The organism is Stenotrophomonas sp. YJH_SMC_53 (genome assembly GCF_059369995.1).
Genome location: NZ_JCAFTF010000006.1, coordinates 17,763 through 34,777 on the forward strand (window position 1 = coordinate 17,763; position 17,015 = coordinate 34,777).

20 protein-coding genes are annotated in these 17,015 nt (G+C 68.1%); 10 read left to right on the plus strand and 10 right to left on the minus strand.

Translation table 11 applies throughout. The features are described 5' to 3' along the window. Positions 1-203: 203 nt before the first annotated feature. Positions 204-947, minus strand: a complete 744-nt coding sequence (locus AC5P7X_RS10825) for an SDR family oxidoreductase (protein ID WP_053498848.1) — start codon at positions 945-947, stop codon at positions 204-206. A gap of 105 nt (positions 948-1,052) precedes the next feature. Here AC5P7X_RS10825 and AC5P7X_RS10830 point away from each other — a divergent pair, with 105 nt between their 5' ends. Further along, positions 1,053-1,985, plus strand: coding sequence for a LysR family transcriptional regulator (locus AC5P7X_RS10830; protein ID WP_329842151.1), 933 nt, complete (start codon positions 1,053-1,055; stop codon positions 1,983-1,985). A gap of 111 nt (positions 1,986-2,096) precedes the next feature. Here AC5P7X_RS10830 and AC5P7X_RS10835 read toward each other — a convergent pair whose 3' ends face one another. The 8 genes from AC5P7X_RS10835 to dkgB all read right to left on the minus strand — a co-directional run bounded on the left by AC5P7X_RS10835 (position 2,097) and on the right by dkgB (position 8,656). Continuing rightward, positions 2,097-3,464 carry a heavy metal sensor histidine kinase gene (locus tag AC5P7X_RS10835; protein WP_329842152.1) on the minus strand — a complete coding sequence of 456 codons (1,368 nt, stop codon included), beginning with the start codon at positions 3,462-3,464 and terminating at the stop codon, positions 2,097-2,099. Further along, positions 3,461-4,159 (minus strand): heavy metal response regulator transcription factor, encoded by a 699-nt coding sequence (locus AC5P7X_RS10840; protein WP_329842154.1) that lies wholly within the window; start codon positions 4,157-4,159, stop codon positions 3,461-3,463. The genes AC5P7X_RS10835 and AC5P7X_RS10840 overlap by 4 nt, the downstream gene beginning before the upstream one ends. A gap of 45 nt (positions 4,160-4,204) precedes the next feature. Further along, on the minus strand, positions 4,205-5,089 hold the full coding sequence (gene copD / locus AC5P7X_RS10845) for a copper homeostasis membrane protein CopD (RefSeq protein WP_329842156.1): 885 nt from the start codon (positions 5,087-5,089) through the stop codon (positions 4,205-4,207). A gap of 10 nt (positions 5,090-5,099) precedes the next feature. Next, positions 5,100-5,477 carry a copper homeostasis periplasmic binding protein CopC gene (gene copC, locus AC5P7X_RS10850; RefSeq protein WP_053498857.1) on the minus strand — a complete coding sequence of 126 codons (378 nt, stop codon included), beginning with the start codon at positions 5,475-5,477 and terminating at the stop codon, positions 5,100-5,102. Positions 5,478-5,587: 110 nt separating this feature from the next. Further along, positions 5,588-5,911 (minus strand): MoaF-related domain-containing protein, encoded by a 324-nt coding sequence (locus AC5P7X_RS10855; protein WP_053498859.1) that lies wholly within the window; start codon positions 5,909-5,911, stop codon positions 5,588-5,590. Further along, positions 5,908-6,846 (minus strand): cyclase family protein, encoded by a 939-nt coding sequence (locus AC5P7X_RS10860; protein ID WP_329842159.1) that lies wholly within the window; start codon positions 6,844-6,846, stop codon positions 5,908-5,910. Before AC5P7X_RS10860 ends, AC5P7X_RS10855 begins: the two co-directional genes overlap by 4 nt. Next, a complete protein-coding gene (locus AC5P7X_RS10865) occupies positions 6,843-7,841 on the minus strand; it encodes a TIGR03571 family LLM class oxidoreductase (RefSeq protein WP_495214804.1) in 999 nt (332 codons plus the stop codon). The genes AC5P7X_RS10860 and AC5P7X_RS10865 overlap by 4 nt, the downstream gene beginning before the upstream one ends. A gap of 11 nt (positions 7,842-7,852) precedes the next feature. After that, on the minus strand, positions 7,853-8,656 hold the full coding sequence (gene dkgB / locus AC5P7X_RS10870; protein WP_329842162.1) for a 2,5-didehydrogluconate reductase DkgB: 804 nt from the start codon (positions 8,654-8,656) through the stop codon (positions 7,853-7,855). 117 nt (positions 8,657-8,773) lie between these two features. Between dkgB and AC5P7X_RS10875 the strand changes: the two genes are divergently transcribed. After that, on the plus strand, positions 8,774-9,676 hold the full coding sequence (locus AC5P7X_RS10875; RefSeq protein ID WP_329842163.1) for a LysR family transcriptional regulator: 903 nt from the start codon (positions 8,774-8,776) through the stop codon (positions 9,674-9,676). 175 nt (positions 9,677-9,851) lie between these two features. On the opposite strand, the gene AC5P7X_RS10880 is transcribed toward AC5P7X_RS10875, so the two are convergent. Next, positions 9,852-10,325, minus strand: coding sequence for a MerC domain-containing protein (locus AC5P7X_RS10880; RefSeq protein WP_329842164.1), 474 nt, complete (start codon positions 10,323-10,325; stop codon positions 9,852-9,854). A 32-nt stretch (positions 10,326-10,357) separates the two neighbouring features. Between AC5P7X_RS10880 and AC5P7X_RS10885 the strand changes: the two genes are divergently transcribed. The 8 genes from AC5P7X_RS10885 (at position 10,358) to AC5P7X_RS10920 (ending at position 16,987) form a co-directional block, all read left to right on the plus strand. Further along, entirely contained in the window at positions 10,358-10,891 is a 534-nt protein-coding gene (locus tag AC5P7X_RS10885; RefSeq protein WP_329842165.1) for a ZrgA family zinc uptake protein, read from the plus strand. After that, positions 10,888-11,583, plus strand: coding sequence for an ATP-binding cassette domain-containing protein (locus AC5P7X_RS10890; RefSeq protein ID WP_329842166.1), 696 nt, complete (start codon positions 10,888-10,890; stop codon positions 11,581-11,583). The genes AC5P7X_RS10885 and AC5P7X_RS10890 overlap by 4 nt, the downstream gene beginning before the upstream one ends. Then, on the plus strand, positions 11,576-12,829 hold the full coding sequence (locus tag AC5P7X_RS10895; RefSeq protein ID WP_053498873.1) for an ABC transporter permease: 1,254 nt from the start codon (positions 11,576-11,578) through the stop codon (positions 12,827-12,829). The genes AC5P7X_RS10890 and AC5P7X_RS10895 overlap by 8 nt, the downstream gene beginning before the upstream one ends. Before the next feature lie 2 nt (positions 12,830-12,831). Further along, the gene (locus tag AC5P7X_RS10900; RefSeq protein ID WP_329842168.1) at positions 12,832-13,383 is read left to right on the plus strand and encodes a DUF3299 domain-containing protein; all 552 of its coding nucleotides are present in this window, start codon (positions 12,832-12,834) and stop codon (positions 13,381-13,383) included. Continuing rightward, complete coding sequence (locus tag AC5P7X_RS10905; protein WP_032954192.1) at positions 13,373-13,993, plus strand: DUF3299 domain-containing protein; 621 nt, start codon at positions 13,373-13,375, stop codon at positions 13,991-13,993. The genes AC5P7X_RS10900 and AC5P7X_RS10905 overlap by 11 nt, the downstream gene beginning before the upstream one ends. Beyond that, a complete protein-coding gene (locus AC5P7X_RS10910) occupies positions 13,993-14,739 on the plus strand; it encodes a hypothetical protein (RefSeq protein ID WP_206620331.1) in 747 nt (248 codons plus the stop codon). The genes AC5P7X_RS10905 and AC5P7X_RS10910 overlap by 1 nt, the downstream gene beginning before the upstream one ends. 153 nt (positions 14,740-14,892) lie before the next feature. Beyond that, positions 14,893-16,425 carry an MFS transporter gene (locus tag AC5P7X_RS10915; protein ID WP_053498878.1) on the plus strand — a complete coding sequence of 511 codons (1,533 nt, stop codon included), beginning with the start codon at positions 14,893-14,895 and terminating at the stop codon, positions 16,423-16,425. A gap of 4 nt (positions 16,426-16,429) precedes the next feature. Further along, a complete protein-coding gene (locus AC5P7X_RS10920) occupies positions 16,430-16,987 on the plus strand; it encodes a TetR/AcrR family transcriptional regulator (RefSeq protein WP_188247510.1) in 558 nt (185 codons plus the stop codon). The last annotated feature ends 28 nt before the right edge of the window (positions 16,988-17,015 follow it).

Here is a 17,015-nt window from a genome sequence, read left to right on the forward strand (position 1 = left end):
TCCAGCAGGCGGCGGCAACTGTGCCGCCTGCAGAGGGTTCGAAGGATGCCCCCTGACTCGGAGTTGAGGTTGGGGGCAGACTGGATTCTGTGGTGGATGCAGCGGGTGAAACATCGGACGATGACGATAGTTCGCACGCTTGACGCATGTGTCGTCCGCTTGATGATCGGTGCAGACGCGGTGCGGTGCGGACTGTGCTGTCGCTAGACCATCCCTCCGTTGGCGCGCAGCGCCTGGCCGTTGATCCATCCGCCATCCGTGCCAGCCAGGAACCCCACCGCGCCGGCTATGTCTTCCGGCGTACCCAGCCGCTCCAGCGGGTTCATCCTCGCCAGCCGCTCGATCAGTTCCGGCGATTTTCCCTCGAGGAACAAGTCGGTGGCGGTCGGGCCTGGGGCCACTGCATTCACGGTGATGTTGCGCCCGCGAAGCTCCTTGCTGAGGATCGCGCCCATCGTCTCCACCGCTGCCTTGCTGGCCGCGTACACGCTGTAGTTCTCCAGCTTGATGCCAACCACGCTGGTGGACAGGGTGATCAGGCGGCCACCGTCGCGCACCCGTCGCGCGCTCTCGCGCAGCACGTTGAAGGCGCCTTTCAGGTTGATCCCGATCACCCTCTCGAACAGGGCATCGTCGCTGTCGGCCAGCGGCGCCAACTGCAGCACGCCGGCACTGTTCACCACTACGTCGATACCGCCGAAGCGCGCCTCGATGGCATCGAACAGCTGCCGCACCGCCTGAGGATCGGCGACATCCGCCTGCAGCGCGATGGCCTGCGCGCCGGCTGCGCTGAGCTCGGCCGCCAAAGCTTCGGCGTCGTCGCGGCGCCCCGCATAGTTGATCGCGAGCGCGTGGCCATCGGCGGCCAGGCGGCGGGAGATGGCGGCGCCGATGCCACGGGAGCCGCCGGTGACCAGGGCGACAGAGCGGGCGGGGGAGAGGGTCATGGTCGGTTCCAGCGGGCGCGCCGGAGTGGCGCAGGGCCATCTTCGCGATATTGCCTTTTCGGATAATCCTGCATAATCCGTCAACATCATCCGGACAACCGAACAATGGACCGCTTCACGGCCATGCGCGCCTTCGTCCGTATCGTCGAGCGCCGCAGCTTCACCCGGGCTTCCGAGGACCTGGGCCTTCCGCGGGCCACGGTGACCGACGCGATCAAGGCACTGGAACAGCGGCTGGGCGTGCGCCTGCTGCACCGGACCACGCGGCGGGTGGTGCCAACGCTGGAAGGCGAGGCCTTCTATGGCCGTTGCCTGCGCCTGATCGCCGACATGGATGATGCCGAGGCCGCGTTCCGTGACGCGCCGCCGCGCGGCCCGTTGCGCATTGAAGTGCATGGCACGCTGGGCCGGCACCTGCTGTTCCCGCACCTGCCGGACTTCCTGCAGCGCTACCCGGAGATCGAACTGGAGATCAGCGAAGGCGACCGCTATGTCGACCTGCTGCGCGAAGGCGTGGATGCAGCGTTGCGGGTGGGGACGCTGGCCGACAGTGATCTGGCGGCGCGCCGGTTGGCGATGCTGCGCGAGGTGACGGTGGCCGCGCCGGGCTACCTGCAGGCCAAGGGCGTGCCGGCCAGCATCGATGCCCTGCAGGACGGCCACCAGATGGTCGGCTACCGCTCCAGCGCCAGCGGCCAGCTGATTCCGCTGGAGTTCCAGCAGGGCGGGCAGGTGCACTACGTGCCGCTGCCGGCGCGGGTGCGTGTGTCCGGTGCAGACGCCTTCCTTGGTGCCGCGCTGGCAGGCCTGGGCATCATCCAGGCACCGCGCTACCGGATGGACCCGTACATTGCGCGCCGGCAGCTGGTGGAGCTGCTGCCGGAGGCGCCGCCGACGCCTAGCCCGTTGAGCCTGGTCTACCCGCGCAACCGCACGCCGTCGCCGCGCTTGCGGGTGTTCATCGACTGGGTGGCCGGGGTGTTCGAGCAGACCGGTGTTGCCGGCCAGCGGCCGGCACTACCGAAGCGGCGCTCCTGAAACGCCACGACGGGATAGCTGTGTCGGGGTAGTGCTGGCCGCTGGCCGGCAGCTGCAATGCGGCAGCTGCAATGCGCTTGATGCACCGGTAGTGCCGGCCAGCGGCCGGCACTACCGGGCTGCGGCGCTCGGCAACACCAGCTCGAACACGGTGCCGGTGTCATCGGACGCAACACTCACGCTGCCGCCATGCGCCTGTGCAATCGCGCGGGTGATCGCCAGGCCCAGCCCCGCACCTTCGTGGCGGCCACGCTCGCCGCGGTAGAAACGATCGAACAGGCGCGGCAGCGCTTCGGCGGAAATCGGCGTGCCGACGTTGTGCACGCTGACCCTGCACACGCCATCGGCCTCGGCCAGCCGTACCCGCACTTCGCTACCGGCAGCGGCATGCTTCAACGCGTTGGACAGCAGGTTGGCAATCGCCCGGTGCAGCATCAAGCGGTTGCCTTCCACGCTCGCCACACCTTCGCGGCGCAGGGTCAACTGCCGGTCCTCGGCCAGCAGGTCGTAGAACTCGAGCAGCGAATCCACCACCCCATCCAGCGCCACCGGCTCGCGCGAAGGCAGCGCGCCCGGTGCTTCAGCCTGCGCCAGGTACAGCAGGTCGCCCACGGTCTGTGCCAGCTGCTGCAGTTCCTCGGCACACGACGCCAGCGTCTCGCGGTAGGCCTCGTTGCTGCGCGGGTGCGCCAGCACCACCTGCACCTGGGTGAGCATATTGGTGATGGGCGTACGCAGCTCGTGGGCGAGATCACCGGAGAACTCGGTCAGCCGCGCGAAGTCCTGCTGCAGGCGTGCCAGCATGCCGTTGAGGGTCTGCGCCAGCTGCTCCAGTTCGGCCGGTGCACTGCGCGCGCTCAGGCGGCGCTGCAGCCGGCCAGCGGTGATCTGCCTTGCCTCATCGGCCAGCATGCGCAGCGGCCGCAGCGTGCGCCGCACCACGTAGCCGCCGAGCAGGCTGCTGGCCACTGCGGCGCCGATGATGGCGATCGCCAGCAGGTGGCGGAAGCGCTCCAGGAAGTCGGCATGGCGGTTGTCATCGATGGCCAGCAGGGTGACCAGCTGGCTGCTGTCGGCCAGCGTCTGGCGCAGGTGCAGGGCGTGCATGCAGCGACCATCGGCGAGGATCCAGTCGTGCCGCCGTGGCGTGGCATCGATGGGCTGGCTGCGTGCATGCTCGCGCAGCAGCGCCGGCGCAGTGGAGAACAGCACGGCTCCGCTCCCATCAACAATGTGGAAGGCGATATCGGGATGGTGGCCGAGCGCCTCTGCCAACCGCGGCCCGCGTGCGGTGGCGGGCCCATTGTCAGCGAGGTCGCGGATCAACGCGATCTTGTTTTCCAGTTCGATGAAGTCCTGGGCAACAAGATCATGGCGGGCGCTGACATAGATCGCCACGCCCAATGCGGCCAGCACCAGCGTGGCCACGATGGCGAACAGCAGTGTCAGCCGTACCGCAATGGAACGACGCAGGCTCATCCGCTGTGCACTGCACCGTCGTCCGGCGCCTCCAGCACATAGCCCATGCCGCGCACGGTGACGATCAGCTTGGCATCGAAGTCATCGTCGATCTTCGCGCGCAGGCGGCGGATCGCCACGTCGATCACATTGGTGTCGCTGTCGAAGTTCATGTCCCACACCTGTGATGCGATCAGTGAGCGCGGCAGAACTTCGCCCTGGCGACGCGCCAGCAGCTCCAGCAAGTTGTATTCCTTCTGGCTGAGGGCGATGCGATGGCCGCCGCGTTCGACCCGGCGGCGCAGGGTATCCACCACCAGGTCGGCGATGACGATGCGCTCGGCCTGCGGCTGTGCCTGGCCGCGACGCAGCAGGGTGCGTACCCGCGCCAGCAGCTCGGCGAAGGCGAACGGCTTGGCCAGGTAGTCGTCGGCACCCAGCTCCAGGCCCTGCACGCGGTCGGCGATGCTGCTGCGCGCAGTCAGGAAAAGCACCGGCACCTGCCATCCGGCGGCGCGCAGCCGCGACAGCACGTTCCATCCATCCAGGCCAGGCAGCATCACATCGAGAATGATCAGCTGGTACTCGCCACTGCCGGCCAGATGCAGCCCGTCGATGCCGTTGCAGGCGAGATCGACCACGTAGCCGGCCTCGATCAGGCCCTGGCGCAGGTAGTTGCCGGTCTTGGGTTCGTCTTCGACGATCAGCAGTTTCATGATGCGCCCATCATCGCAGCTTGGGCACGGGTCGGTGGTGCCGGTTCACGCCAACGGATCCAGCGTGCCGAGGATCGCGACGCAGGCCAGCACCAGTATCGCCAGCAGCGATTCGCAGGCCAGGCTGTAGCGCAGGGAACGCAGCGGCGGCGGTTGCCAGCCGCCATGGATGGAAACCGCCAGTGCCGGCACCAGCCGCCAGCGGTGCAGTGCCGCCAGCCCCAGCATGCCGCCCACCAGGGCCAGCTTGAGCAGCAGCCAGCGCCCGTGTGCGGTACCGGTCAGGGTCTGTACGGAACCGCCGAGATTGACATAGGTATAGGTGCCGGTCATCGCCAGGGTGGCGACGATGACCGTGCCGGGCAGGGCGAAGCTGTGGGCGGCCTGCCACAGTGCATGGGTGCGTTCGCGCAGGGGCAGGCCTTGTGGACGCAGCGCCAGTTGCAGAATGGCGGCGATCGCGCCGACCCAGGCGCCGGCGGCCAGCAGGTGCACGATGCCGGCCAGCAGCCGCAGCGTGCCACCGATCCCATCGCCCGCAGCGGCGTGGCCGTTCCAGGACAGGCTGGCCAACGCCGTGGCAGACAATGCGAGCAGGGCCACGCGGCGCAGGCCCTGCAGCGGCGTGGCGAATGCCAGCAGGGGCAGCATCGCCAGCACCGCCACGGTACGCAGCAGGCCGGCTTTACCCACCGGCGTACCGGTGAGGAACCAGTGCGCCGTTGCAGGGTCGATGTCGGCCGGCGCGATGCCGAGGACAACGGACAACCGGGTGATGGCATCGGTGACCACCAAGGCCAACGCGATCAGGGCGAGCGCCAGCGAGACGCCGCGCGGCAGCCCCGGACGGACGAACAGCATCGGCCCGAACAGCAGCATCAGCACCAGGTACAGCGCCAGCCGCAACGCATACGGCGAGAGCTCGGCCACGTCGGCAGCCTTACTTCACGGTGAAACGGTACGTGCCAGTGATCGGGTGGCTGTCCTGGCCGACCGCGCGCCACTGCAGTGCGTAGCTGCCTGCCGGCAAGGGCTTGGCGAAGCGTGCGCGCAGCGTGTGGCCATCTTCGGAGAGCTCCTGCGCAGTGGTGGGCATGGCCATCTTCATGCGGCCATGGTCCATGCTCAGCTCGATGCGGGTGGCACGCGGCATCACCTTTTCACTGAACTGCAGCTCGATCTGGCTGGCCGGGGCCACGATCGCGTCGGCGGCCGGCGTCGAGCGCACCAGGCTGGGATGGGCCAGCGCCAGCGGCGCAAGCGCGAGGCCGGACAGGAGAAGAACAAGGGCAGTGGAGCGGAGCAGGGGGTGGGTCATGCGTGGGACACCTGTGGAAGACGTGGCCCACAGGGTGGAGGGCAGCGCCTTTCGCCGCCCTGACCCTTGCATTACCGATCTGTAATGTTCCTTCCGGCCGCTGGCCGGCATCACAGCGCTGCCAGCGGCCCCTGCATGCGATGGAAGCTGCCATCGGTGGCGGTGAACCAGGCCAGCGAACGCCCGCCCACGAAATCGTCGACATGCACGACCGTAGCGCCATCGGCTTCCTGCCACGAAATGGCATAGATCCCTTTGCTGATCCGCTGCCACTCGCAGGCGGCTTCGCCCTGCGCACCGGCATAGGCGCCGGAGACGATGGCGTACTGCACGTGGCGGCCATCGGCGCTGTAGACATTGTCGGCGGCCAGGCCGTCATAGCTGACGCGGAAGCGGCGGCCAGCGAACAGGGGAAGGTCAGCCGCGGTGTTCATCGGATCGCCACCGGGTTGATGTTGACCTGGGTCGAGCCGACGTACAGCGGCTGGCCGAGCACGAACAGGAATTCCCAGGCGCTGTCGCGCACCAGCGCACGGCTGTCGATCAACTCCAGGTTGTAGATGCCGCGCTTGGCCAGCATGTACTGGTTGATCGGGAACTCCTCGGCACCGTTCGGGTTCGGGTAGACCTCCGAGGCCCAGGTGTCGCCACCGAAGGCGACGATGCCCTGGTCGGCCAGCCACTTCGCGGCCTCCATGCCGATACCCGGTTCCACTTCCAGGAACTGCTTGTCGTCCTTGCCGATCAGTTCCAGCCAGCCGGTGTTGAACAGCACCACGTCGCCCTTGCGCAGGCTCAGTCCCTGCTTCTTCAGCACGGCCTGGATGTCGGCCACGGTGAACTCGGTGCCGCCGGGCACGATCGCCTTGCCGTAGTACGCGGTCATGTCCATCACGACGCCGCGGGTGACCATCGGCGGTACCTTCTCGACGCCGAGCTTGCGCACACCGTCCACGGTGACGAAGTCGGCAGCCTTGTTGCCGTTGTAGTAGACGTTGTCGATGCCGATATGGCCGATGCCGTTGAGCTGGGTGCCAACGCCGGTCCAGGCGTTCACCAGTTCATCGTTGAAGGTGAACCTGTTGGGGCCCAGCGATTTGCCGGCCTGCTGGCCGACCTGCACGTTGTACAGGCGGAAGCTGCGGTGGCGGAACGCAGGCAGGTTCTTGTCCACCGGCACCGCCAATGGATAGGTCTTGCCGGTCCTGACCAGCGATACCGCGTGCTTGACCACGTCGGCGGTCAGCAGGTTGGCCGCGCCGATCTCGTCGTTGGCGCCGTAGGCAGAGGGATACCAGTCCTCGGCGGCAGCCTGGAAGGACAGCGGCAGGGTGGCCAGCGCAAGCGCGGCCAGGGTCTTCATCGTCATGGCAAAGCTCCGGTAACTGTCAGGCCGTCGCGGGGGGGGGCCAGCGGGGCATGCGGCGCGGCGGCACCGGCATGGGCCGGGAAGTGCGGCAGCACGTACTCGGCGATTTCGTGGAAGGTATCGGCCAACGGTCGTTCGTTGCGGCGGAACTGCAGGCCGATGTGGTCGACACCGGCCGCCTGCATGGCGTGCAGTTCGGCCAGCAGGGCGTTGCGGCCGCCGCGCAGGCCGAAGCGCCAGCGCTGCAGGGGGGCATCGGCGTCGGCCACCAGGTCCAGGTGGATGAAGCTGGCATACGGCTTGTTGCCGGCCACGGCGCGCCACGCTGCCACGCGTTGCCCATGGTCCTGTGGCGTGCCCGGATAGGCCAGGCAACCATCCATGTGCCGGCCGATCCAGGCCGGTTGCTGCTGGGCCAGGCCGGCCACGAACAACGGCAGGGCCGGGCCATCCGCGGGCAGCACGTCCAAACCCTGCGGGAGGTGCGCGGCGGCGCCTTCGCGCAGCAGTGCGATCTGCTCGCGGAAGCGGCTGCCCCGCGTGTCGAAGTCGCGGCTGAACAGCGGGTACTCCACCGGGCGGTCGCCACTGGCTACGCCCAGCAGCAGGCGGTCACCGCTGAGCCGCTGCACGCTGCGCGCCGACTTCAGGGTCAGCAATGGCTCACGGATCGGCAGCACCACCGCACCGGTGCCCAACAGGATGTCATTGGTGATGCCGGCCAGGTAGCCGAGGTAACTGAATACCTCGAACACCTGCGCCACATCGCCGAAGGCCGGGTCGTACACCGGCACGTCGCGTACCCACAGCGCACGGAAGCCGAGGCGGTCGGCCAACCGTGCCAGTTCCGCATGGCGCTGCAGGTCCGGTTCGCCGGGCAGGCGTCGCGCGGCGCGTCGTGCCTGTTCGCCCAGCGGCGTCCAGTCATTGTCCAGCGGTGCCTCGATGCCGATGCTGAAGCCACCGGCCTGCAGACGCGTCAACGCACTGCCCATGGCGAGGCTCCTCAGTCCCAGTCCGGGGCCAGGCCCGGCGGATCGACTTCGCGGCCGTTGTGGTCAAGCGCGGCGATCGCGGCCATGTCATCAGCATCCAGGTGCAGGTCCTGGGCGAGCAGGTTGCTGGCCAGGTTCTCGCGCTTGGTCGAGGACGGGATGACCGAGTAACCCAGTTGCAGTGCCCACGCCAGCGCGACCTGGGCCACGGTGGCCTGGTGCTTGTCGGCGATGGCGGCCAGCACCGGGTCCTTCAGCACCTTGCCATAGGCCAGGGTCATGTAGGAAGTGACGGTTATGCCCTGGTCCTGCAGGAAGGCGGTCAGTGCCGGGTTCTGCAGGTAGGGGCTCAGTTCGATCTGGTTGGTGGCGATCTCGCCGGCGCCGACCACCTCGATGGCCTGCCGGGTCAGCTTGATGTTGAAGTTGGACACACCGATCTGGCGGGTCAGGCCCAGCTTCTTGGCTTCGGCCAGCGCGGTCATGTACTCGCGTAGTTCAACGCCATTGCCCGGCGCCGGCCAGTGGATCAGCAGCAGGTCGACGTAGTCGGTGCGCAGCTTGGCGAGGCTGTCGCGCAGGCTCGGGATCAGCTTGTCGGCGGCGTAGTTGTCCACCCAGATCTTGGTGGTCAGGAACAACTGGTCGCGTGCTACGCCGGACTCGGCGATGGCCTGGCCGACCTCGGCTTCGTTGCCGTAGATCTGCGCGGTATCGACCGCACGGTAGCCGACTTCCAGGGCATCGCGCACCGAGTCGATGACGGTCTGGCCGGTCAGGCGGAAGGTGCCGACGCCAAAGGAAGGAACGCTCATGATGGACTCCAGGGACTTCGTTGCGAGCCGGCGGCTCGGGACAGGGCGAAGTGTGGGCGCTTTACATTTGTTGATTAAGCCGTGTATACGGGAAACGCTTTTGCGCCGAGGTAAAAAATGAAAACCACCCTGGATGAGCTGAAGGCCTTCGTGGCCGTGGTTGACAGTGGTTCGATCACGGCGGCGGCCGAGGAGCTGGAGCTGACCATCTCGGCCACCAGCCGCACGCTGGCGCGGCTGGAGGACAAGCTGCAGACCACGCTGCTGCGGCGGACCACGCGGCGGCTGGAACTGACCGAGGAAGGCACGGCGTTCCTGGAGTACGCGCGCACGATCCTGGCCACGGTGGACGAGGCCGAGGAACAGATGGCCGCGCGGCGGCTGCAGCCGGTCGGGCGCCTGCGCGTGGATGCGTCCACGCCATTCATGCTGCACGTGATCGTGCCGTTGCTGGAGGGCTTTCGCGAGCGCTACCCGCAGGTGGAGCTGGAGCTGAATTCCAACGAGGGCATCACCGACCTGATCGAAAAGCGCACCGATGTGGCGTTCCGCATCGGCGTGCTGCGCGATTCCACCCTGCATGCGCGACCGATCGGCCACAGCCGCATCCGCGTGGTGGCCAGCCCCGAGTACCTGCGACGGCACGGCACGCCGACGCGCGTGGAGCAGTTGCGCGAGCACGACCTGCTGGGCTTTACCCAGCCCAGTTCGTTGAACGAATGGCCACTACACGATGCCGATGGCGGGCCTTTCGTGATCGAGCCGGCCATCGCTTCATCCAGTGGCGAGACACTGCGGCAGATGGCGGTGGCCGGGTTGGGCATCGCCTGCCTGTCCGACTTCCTGACCCGCCAGGACCGGCGTGATGGCCGCCTGGTGCAGCTGTTGGCCAGGCAGACGCAGGAGGTGCGGCAGCCAATCAACGCGGTGTACTACCGCAACACCGCGCTGGCCGCGCGCATCACCTGTTTCGTCGACCATGTGACGCAGACGCTGGGGCAGCGTCCGTTTGACGAATAAGGAGGGGTAGAGCCGGCCGCTGGCCGGCTGCCGGGAGTGCATCAGTAGATCCACGCCATGCGTGGATGGTGTTTTCCGTCCGGCCAGCGGCCGGCACTACCGTTGGCTGTGCTGCATGTTTCAGTAGATCCACGCCATGCGTGGATGGCGTGTTCCAACCGACCCGCAGCCGGTGTTAGCGGTTGTGCAGCGCCCGCCGATTGCCGATGTGTGCTGCCGCCAGCATCATGCCGCCGCACGCGGTGGTGACGCCATGCCAGAGCAGTGATTCCTTCAGCGGCAGGTACAGCGAGGCTGACAGTAGAAGGATCGCGCCGACGCACGCCAGCCGCAGAGGCCGCCCGCGCCCGTGCCGGTGCAGCCCGGCCGAGGTGCTCGCCAATGCCAGCGAAGAGGCCAGCAGCGCGAACAGCCATTCCCAGCGTGACATCGCGAGCAGCAACGTCATCGCGCCATGGCCGGGGTGCTGGAACGAACGCAGAGCCATCATCGCCGCCGGCACGAAGGCCAGCAGTAGGGGCAGGGCGATGCAGTGGGCGGCGCAGGCCAGGGACAGCCAGGCCCCGGCAAGATCGAAGCGCGGGTGCCAGCGTGCCGAACGTGGCGGCTGGGCCAGGGCCCTTGCGGGCGTCGTGGGGATGTGGTCCATAATGTTACATAGTAACAATTGGAGTGTCCCCCATGAAGCGTTCTGCTGCTCTTTTCCTGCTGCTGGCTGCCAGTGCGACGCAGGCCCATGACATCCGCCAGCACGCACCGCACGTGCACGGCCAGGCGACCGTCGATGTTGCGCTTGACCAGCAGACGCTGGAATTCGCCCTGCAGGCCCCTGGCATCGGTATCCTCGATTTCGAGCGGCCGCCGGCCAATGCGGCCGAGCAGTCCGCGCTGACACGGGCTACGACAGTGCTGAAGGGCGGCAGCTGGGTCGCCCTGCCCACCGCCGCGGGCTGCCGCCTTTCAGGCAACGATGCCAAGGCCGAGGGATTCGATGCGACGGCTGCAGCACCGCCATCAGGTGAGCACCGGCACGCGGGGTTCAGCGCAACGCTGCGGTATCAGTGCGCCAAGCCGGCCGAGTTGCGCGCCATCGTCGTGCGCTTGCCCGTGCTATTCCCGGGCCTGCATGAAGTGATCGTCAACAGCGCCACCGCGCACGGCCAGAACCGCAGCGTGTTGACCGCGGACAATCTGCGCGTGGTGCTGGGGCCGTGAGCATGCGACCGGTGATCGCGCTGGAGGGCGTGCAGTTCGGCTACGGCCCGCGCCTGGTGCTGGATGTGCCGCGGCTGTGGATCGAGCAGGGCAGCAGCGTGCTGCTGCGCGGGATCAGTGGCGGTGGCAAGAGCACGCTGCTGGGCCTGCTGGCGGGCGTGCTGCTGCCCGGCAAGGGCCGCATCGAAGTTGTGGGCCACGGGCTGCAGGCGATGCGTGGTGCTGCGCGGGACCGCTTCCGCGCCGATCACCTTGGCGTGATCTTCCAGCAGTTCAACCTGCTGCCGTTTCTCAGCGTGCGCGACAACATCGCGCTGGGCCTGCGCTTCTCGCGCCTGCGCAGCACGCGCATCAGCGGCCCGCTGGATGCCGAGATCGCGCGCCTGCTGCAGGCCCTGCAGCTGGACCCGGCGCTGATGCAGCGGCGCGCGGGTACGCTGAGTGTCGGCCAGCAGCAGCGCGTGGCGGCGGCACGCGCCCTGATCGGCCGCCCGGCGTTGCTGCTGGCCGATGAGCCGACCTCGGCGCTCGACCGCGACGCGGCGACCGCGTTCCTGAAGCTGATGTCGGCGCAGTGCCAGGCGGCCGGCACTACGGTGCTGGTGGTCAGCCACGACGACAGCTTGCAGCCGTTGTTCGACCGCACGATTGCCCTGTCCCAGATCAACCAGGCAGGTGCCGGCCATGCTTGAGCTTGCCTGGACCAGCCTGCGCAGCCGTGCGTTGAGCGTGGGCCTGACCGTGCTGGTCATCACCCTAAGCGTGGTGCTGCTGCTGGGTGTCGAACGCGTGCGCACGCAGGCGCACGAAGGCTTCGCCAGCACGGTGTCGGGCACCGATCTGATCGTCGGTGCGCGTTCGGGGCCGGTGAACCTGCTGCTGTATTCGGTGTTCCATATCGGCGACCCGACCAACAACGTGTCCTGGCAGTCCTACCAGGCGCTGTCCGCGTTGCCGCAGGTGAAGTGGGCGGTGCCGCTTTCGCTGGGCGATTCCTGGCGCGGCTACCGCGTGGTCGGTACCAGCGATGGCTATTTCGAGCACTACCGCTACGGCGCCGGGCACGCGCTTGCGTTTGCGAGCGGACGGCCGTTCGATGACCTGTATGACGTGGTGATCGGTGCCGAGGTGGCACAGGCACAGAAGGTTGGTCTCGGTGACCAGATCGTGCTGGCGCATGGCACCGGCGCGGTCACCCTGGCCACGCATGCCGACAAGCCATTCCGTGTCGCCGGCATCCTGCAGCAAACCGGCACGCCGGTCGACTCGTCGCTGCTGGTCTCGTTGGCAGCGATCGAGGCGATCCATGCCGACTGGCGTTCGGGCGTGCAGCTGCGCAGCCAGAGCGTCAGCGCCGAGCAGGCGCGTCATCTGGATCTGACCCCGACCAGCATCACCGCCTTCATGCTCGGCCTGAACTCGCGCATCGCCACGTTTTCGGTGCAGCGCAGGATCAACGAGTATCCGGACGAGGCGATGCTGGCGATCCTGCCCGGCGTCACGCTGCAGCAGTTGTGGCAGTCGCTGGGGATGGCCGAACGGGCGCTGCAGCTGATCAGCGCGATGGTGGTGGCACTCGGCATGGTCTCGCTGGTGGCGCTGCTGGTCTCGACCCTGCAGGAGCGGCGGCGCGAGATGGCGATCCTGCGTGCCACCGGGGCACGGCCGGGTTACATCGCTGCCCTGCTGGTGGTGGAGGCGGTGGCGACCAGCGCGGTGGCCTGCGCGCTGGCGCTGGTGCTTCTGGTGGCCGCCAGCATTGCCGGGCGCGGCTGGGCGCTGGCCAACTTTGGCCTGTCGATCACCCATGTCTGGCCGGACGGCCGCGAGCTGGCCTGGGTGGCAGGCGTGCTGGCGATCAGCGCTGTGGCCGGGCTGGTGCCGGCGTTGCTGGCCTACCGGCGCACGCTGGCCGATGGCCTGTCGCCGGGAGGCTGAGCATGCGCTGGACGCTGTCGCTGCCGATGGTGTTGGCCCTGGCCGCCTGCGAGCGGCCGGCGGATACCGGTGTGCAGGCCTTGCCACCCTCGCCGGTTGTCGACCGCGCTGACGCTGCGGATGCGGCAGAGCAGGAACTGGACTGGTTGCAGATGATGCCGAAGGACGAGCTGGCCGCGCTGGAGCGGGGCGAGGGCCCGGAGGTCGAGCACAACGGCAACCGGCGCATGCCGCAGTTCGGTACGTTCCGTACGGTGGATACGGTGCTGCAGCGACCGGTTCGCCTGCCGGGTTACGTGGTACCGCTGGCCAACGCGCAGGACGGGCGGCTGACTGAATTCCTGTTCGTGCCGTACTACGGCGCCTGCATCCACGTGCCACCCCCGCCGCCGAACCAGATCGTGCACGTGGTGCTGCCACGCCCCATCGCGATGCCGGACATGTACTCGCCATTCTTCCTGGCCGGCACCCTGCGTGCCGAACGGCTGGATGACGATCTGGCCGGCTCCGCCTACACCATGCGCGATGCACAGCTGAGGCCTTATGAACCGTAGCCCCTTGTTGCTGGTGCTGGGATGCCTGTGGCTGGCGGGCTGTACGTCGCCGGGCGGCGATGCCGTGGCGGTCACGCCGAAGGACACACCGGCTGCAGTCGCTACGGACGCTGCCGCGATCAACCGTTGGGATGCGTTGCGGCCCGATGAAGTCACCTACCAGCGCCCGCCGCCGCAGATCGGCCTGTCACGCGGTGGCATGGATGGCGTGGGCGGACTGATCGACGACACCGGCTCCGGCACGCCGCCGGGGCAGGAGATCGACCATTCCAGCCCGGACCGCGCCAAGCAGTTCGGCTCCTCGCGCGTGGTCGACGCCGTCGACGGTCGCGCGGTCGATCTGGATGGCTACGTGGTGCCGCTCGGCACCAACGATGCAGGATTGGTGGATGAACTGCTGTTCGTACCGTTCTATGGCGCGTGCATCCACGTGCCGCCACCACCACCGAACCAGATCATCCACGTGACCCTGGCCACGCCGATCGCGCTGGGCGATCTGTGGGATCCGTACCGGCTTGCCGGCCGCCTGCAGGTGAAGCGTTTCGACGCGGATATCGCCAGCGCGTCCTACGATGCTGCGGCAGCCACGCTGACGGCGATCCACAACTGATGCCGCGGCGCTGGATCATGGCTGCCGGGGTGCTGCTGGGCGCAGTCGTGCTGCGGGTGTGGTGGCAGCGGCAGCGCGCCCCCATCGCGCCACCGGCGGTCGCGTTTCCGGCGCCTTCGTCCGACGCCAGCCAACGCATCGAACAGCGCCTGGGTGATGACCCCGCGTTTCGCAACGACGTGCTCTTCCTGCTTGCAGCAACATTGCGCGACCGCTGCCAGCCGGCGCAGGCGGGGCTGCTGGCGCGCATGGCCAATCGTGCATCGCTGCCGGTGCTGGCGGCAGTCAGCGCGGTGACCCAGCAGGACCCATCGCTGGACCGGCCGATCTACCAGTACATCCAGCATCGCGCCGATGCGACGCCGTGCGGGCAGCCGCTGCAGATGCCGTTGGCCGGTGGGCGCAGCATGGCCGTGGACATCGAACAGTATGCGCGCATGTTTCCGGACAGCTACTTCGACCCGCAACGCAGCAGCGAACCGCGGGATTTTGGTGGACTGTCGCTGCAGCAGCGCGCCGGCAATGCCTGTAACAGCGTGGTGTATTCGGTGCTGCCGCTCGGTGGCACCGACTGGCGGTGCAGCAGCCTGCGCGCGAATGCCCGTGCGCGCGTGCGCGGCCTGTGCGAGGACGAGCTGCGGCGCCAGCATGGGGGAACTGGCGGGGAACTGGACATGGCCGTGGGGAAGGGCATGCAGGCGGCGGTGGTATCGGCGATTGCCGCGCTGCCCGAAGACTGCCGGTAAACGTTCATCAGTAGAGCCAGGCCATGCCTGGCTGGCGGCGCAGTCGAGCAAGCCCGCCTCTACAAAAGCTGAATCGGTGGACTTCGAAGATCATAACTATACAGGACATCCTGTATAGTTATGGCCGTATTCCACCCCCGATCAGGTTCTCCCATGGCTTTGTCCCAGCCCTTGGCCGGTGCGCCGGCCCTGTCGCGTGCCCGTCGCTGGGCACTGTTGTTCACCGTCGCCGCCGGCCTGCTGCTGGTCACGCTCGACAACTCGGTGCTGTACACGGCACTGCCGACGCTGACCGAGGAACTCTCTGCCAGTGCCGGCCAGGCGCTGTGGATCATCAATGCGTATCCACTGGTGATGGCCGGCTTGCTGCTGGGCGCGGGCACGCTGGGCGACCGCATCGGCCACCGCCGCATGTTCCTGATCGGCCTGGTGGTGTTCGGCGTGGCCTCGCTGGCGGCGGCGTTCGCCGACACTGCAGCGCAGCTGATTGCCGCACGCGCGTTCCTGGCGGTCGGCGCGGCCGCGATGATGCCGGCCACGCTGGCGCTGATCGGCCTGAGCTTCCACGAAGAGCGCGAACGCAACATCGCCATCGCGATCTGGGGTTCGGTGGCCATCGTCGGTGCGGCGCTCGGCCCGATCATCGGCGGCTGGCTGCTGCAGCACTTCTGGTGGGGCTCGGTATTCCTGATCAACGTGCCGGTGGTGGTGCTGGCGCTGGTGGCCACGCTGCTGCTGGCACCGGAAGGCCAGCGCGACACCTCGCGGCCGTGGGACCTGGTTTCGTCGCTGCTGGCTCTGGCTGCACTGTCCGGCCTGGTGCTGGCGATCAAGTCGCTGATCGCTACGCCGCCGTCGTATGCGCTGGGCGCAGGCGCGCTGCTGTTGGCCGTCATCAGCGGTGCGGCGTTCGCACGCCGCCAGCAGCAGTTGCCGTACCCGCTGCTGGACTTCGCGATCTTTCGCAATCCGGCATTCCTGGCTGGCACGCTGTCGGCGGTGTTCACCCTGTTCGCGATGGCCGGCCTGCAGCTGGTTACCACCCAGCGCTTCCAGCTGGTGGCAGGCTTTACGCCGCTGCAGGCGGGCCTGCTGGTGTCGGTGGCGGCGCTGGGCAGCCTGCCCAGTGCGCTGCTGGGCGGCAGCATCCTGCACCGGGTGGGCCTGCGCCCGCTGATCTGTGGCGGCCTGGCTGCGGGTGCGCTGGGTGTGGGCGTGGTGGCCTTCGGCTTCCCGCACGGCCTCGGTTGGGTGGTCGCGGGCATGGCGATCACCGGCTTCGGCATGGGCTCGGCCATCTCGGTGGCGTCCACCGCCATCCTCAACAATGTGCCGGCACACCGCGCGGGCATGGCCTCGTCAGTGGAAGAGGTGTCCTATGAGTTCGGCGGCCTGCTGGCGGTGGCGACGCTGGGCAGCCTGAGCGCCGCGATGTACAGCGCGTTCCTGCCGGTCTCGGCCGATATGCCGGCGCTGGCCCGCGAGGGTTTCACCCAGGCGCTGCATGCCGCGCGCGAGAGCGGGCAGGGCGAGTGGTTCGCATTGGCTGCGGCGGCGTATGACCGTGGCTACCAGATCGTGCTGCTGGTGATCACGGCGGTGCTGGCGCTGGGCGCGACGATCCTGGCGCGCCTGCTGCGCGGCCGCGTCGGCAGCCGCGAGGGCGCGGCCGATCGCGTAAAATGAAGCGATGAGAACCAGCAAGCGCGATCGCATCCTCGACGCCGCCGTCAACGTGATCAATCGTGACGGCGTGCGTGCGGTGACCTTCGAGTCGGTGGCGGCCGAGGCCAAGCTGACCCGTGGCGGCCTGCTCTACCACTTCCCGTCGCGCGAGGCGCTGCTGCGCGGCATCGACGAGCACCTGGTGCAGGCCTGGGAGTCGTCGATGGAAACGCTGCTGGGCAAGCGTGCGGACGAAGCCTCGGCGCTGGAGCGTTACCAGACCTTCGTGCGCGTCTCGGCGCAGAGCGCTACCCGTGCCGAGCTGATGTTCATGCTCGAATCGGCCGACCCGGACGCCGATGAGCGCCCGTGGGGCCCGGCGGTACGCCGCTGGGCGCCGTTGCCGCCGTCGGCCGGGCTGAATGACCCGGCCGCGCTCGACAATTTCGTAGCACGGCTGGCCGCCGACGGCCTGTGGATCTACGAAGCGATGTACGAAGGGCAGCTGGATGAAGGCGTGCGCGCCCAGGTGGCCGAGCGCATCGCCGGGCTGCTGGCGAAGTCTGACGGCACGTCCAGTTGAGCGGCCGGTCGGCGCGCAGACATCGCCC

Coding starts and splice junctions, on each gene's coding strand:
- AC5P7X_RS10825 (WP_053498848.1), bottom strand. CDS start 947: ATGACCCTCTCCCCCGCCCGCTCTGTCGCCCTGGTCACCGGCGGCTCC.
- AC5P7X_RS10830 (WP_329842151.1), top strand. CDS start 1,053: ATGGACCGCTTCACGGCCATGCGCGCCTTCGTCCGTATCGTCGAGCGC.
- AC5P7X_RS10835 (WP_329842152.1), bottom strand. CDS start 3,464: ATGAGCCTGCGTCGTTCCATTGCGGTACGGCTGACACTGCTGTTCGCC.
- AC5P7X_RS10840 (WP_329842154.1), bottom strand. CDS start 4,159: ATGAAACTGCTGATCGTCGAAGACGAACCCAAGACCGGCAACTACCTG.
- copC (WP_053498857.1), bottom strand. CDS start 5,477: ATGACCCACCCCCTGCTCCGCTCCACTGCCCTTGTTCTTCTCCTGTCC.
- AC5P7X_RS10855 (WP_053498859.1), bottom strand. CDS start 5,911: ATGAACACCGCGGCTGACCTTCCCCTGTTCGCTGGCCGCCGCTTCCGC.
- AC5P7X_RS10860 (WP_329842159.1), bottom strand. CDS start 6,846: ATGACGATGAAGACCCTGGCCGCGCTTGCGCTGGCCACCCTGCCGCTG.
- AC5P7X_RS10865 (WP_495214804.1), bottom strand. CDS start 7,841: ATGGGCAGTGCGTTGACGCGTCTGCAGGCCGGTGGCTTCAGCATCGGC.
- dkgB (WP_329842162.1), bottom strand. CDS start 8,656: ATGAGCGTTCCTTCCTTTGGCGTCGGCACCTTCCGCCTGACCGGCCAG.
- AC5P7X_RS10875 (WP_329842163.1), top strand. CDS start 8,774: ATGAAAACCACCCTGGATGAGCTGAAGGCCTTCGTGGCCGTGGTTGAC.
- AC5P7X_RS10880 (WP_329842164.1), bottom strand. CDS start 10,325: ATGGACCACATCCCCACGACGCCCGCAAGGGCCCTGGCCCAGCCGCCA.
- AC5P7X_RS10885 (WP_329842165.1), top strand. CDS start 10,358: ATGAAGCGTTCTGCTGCTCTTTTCCTGCTGCTGGCTGCCAGTGCGACG.
- AC5P7X_RS10895 (WP_053498873.1), top strand. CDS start 11,576: ATGCTTGAGCTTGCCTGGACCAGCCTGCGCAGCCGTGCGTTGAGCGTG.
- AC5P7X_RS10900 (WP_329842168.1), top strand. CDS start 12,832: ATGCGCTGGACGCTGTCGCTGCCGATGGTGTTGGCCCTGGCCGCCTGC.
- AC5P7X_RS10905 (WP_032954192.1), top strand. CDS start 13,373: ATGAACCGTAGCCCCTTGTTGCTGGTGCTGGGATGCCTGTGGCTGGCG.
- AC5P7X_RS10910 (WP_206620331.1), top strand. CDS start 13,993: ATGCCGCGGCGCTGGATCATGGCTGCCGGGGTGCTGCTGGGCGCAGTC.
- AC5P7X_RS10915 (WP_053498878.1), top strand. CDS start 14,893: ATGGCTTTGTCCCAGCCCTTGGCCGGTGCGCCGGCCCTGTCGCGTGCC.
- AC5P7X_RS10920 (WP_188247510.1), top strand. CDS start 16,430: ATGAGAACCAGCAAGCGCGATCGCATCCTCGACGCCGCCGTCAACGTG.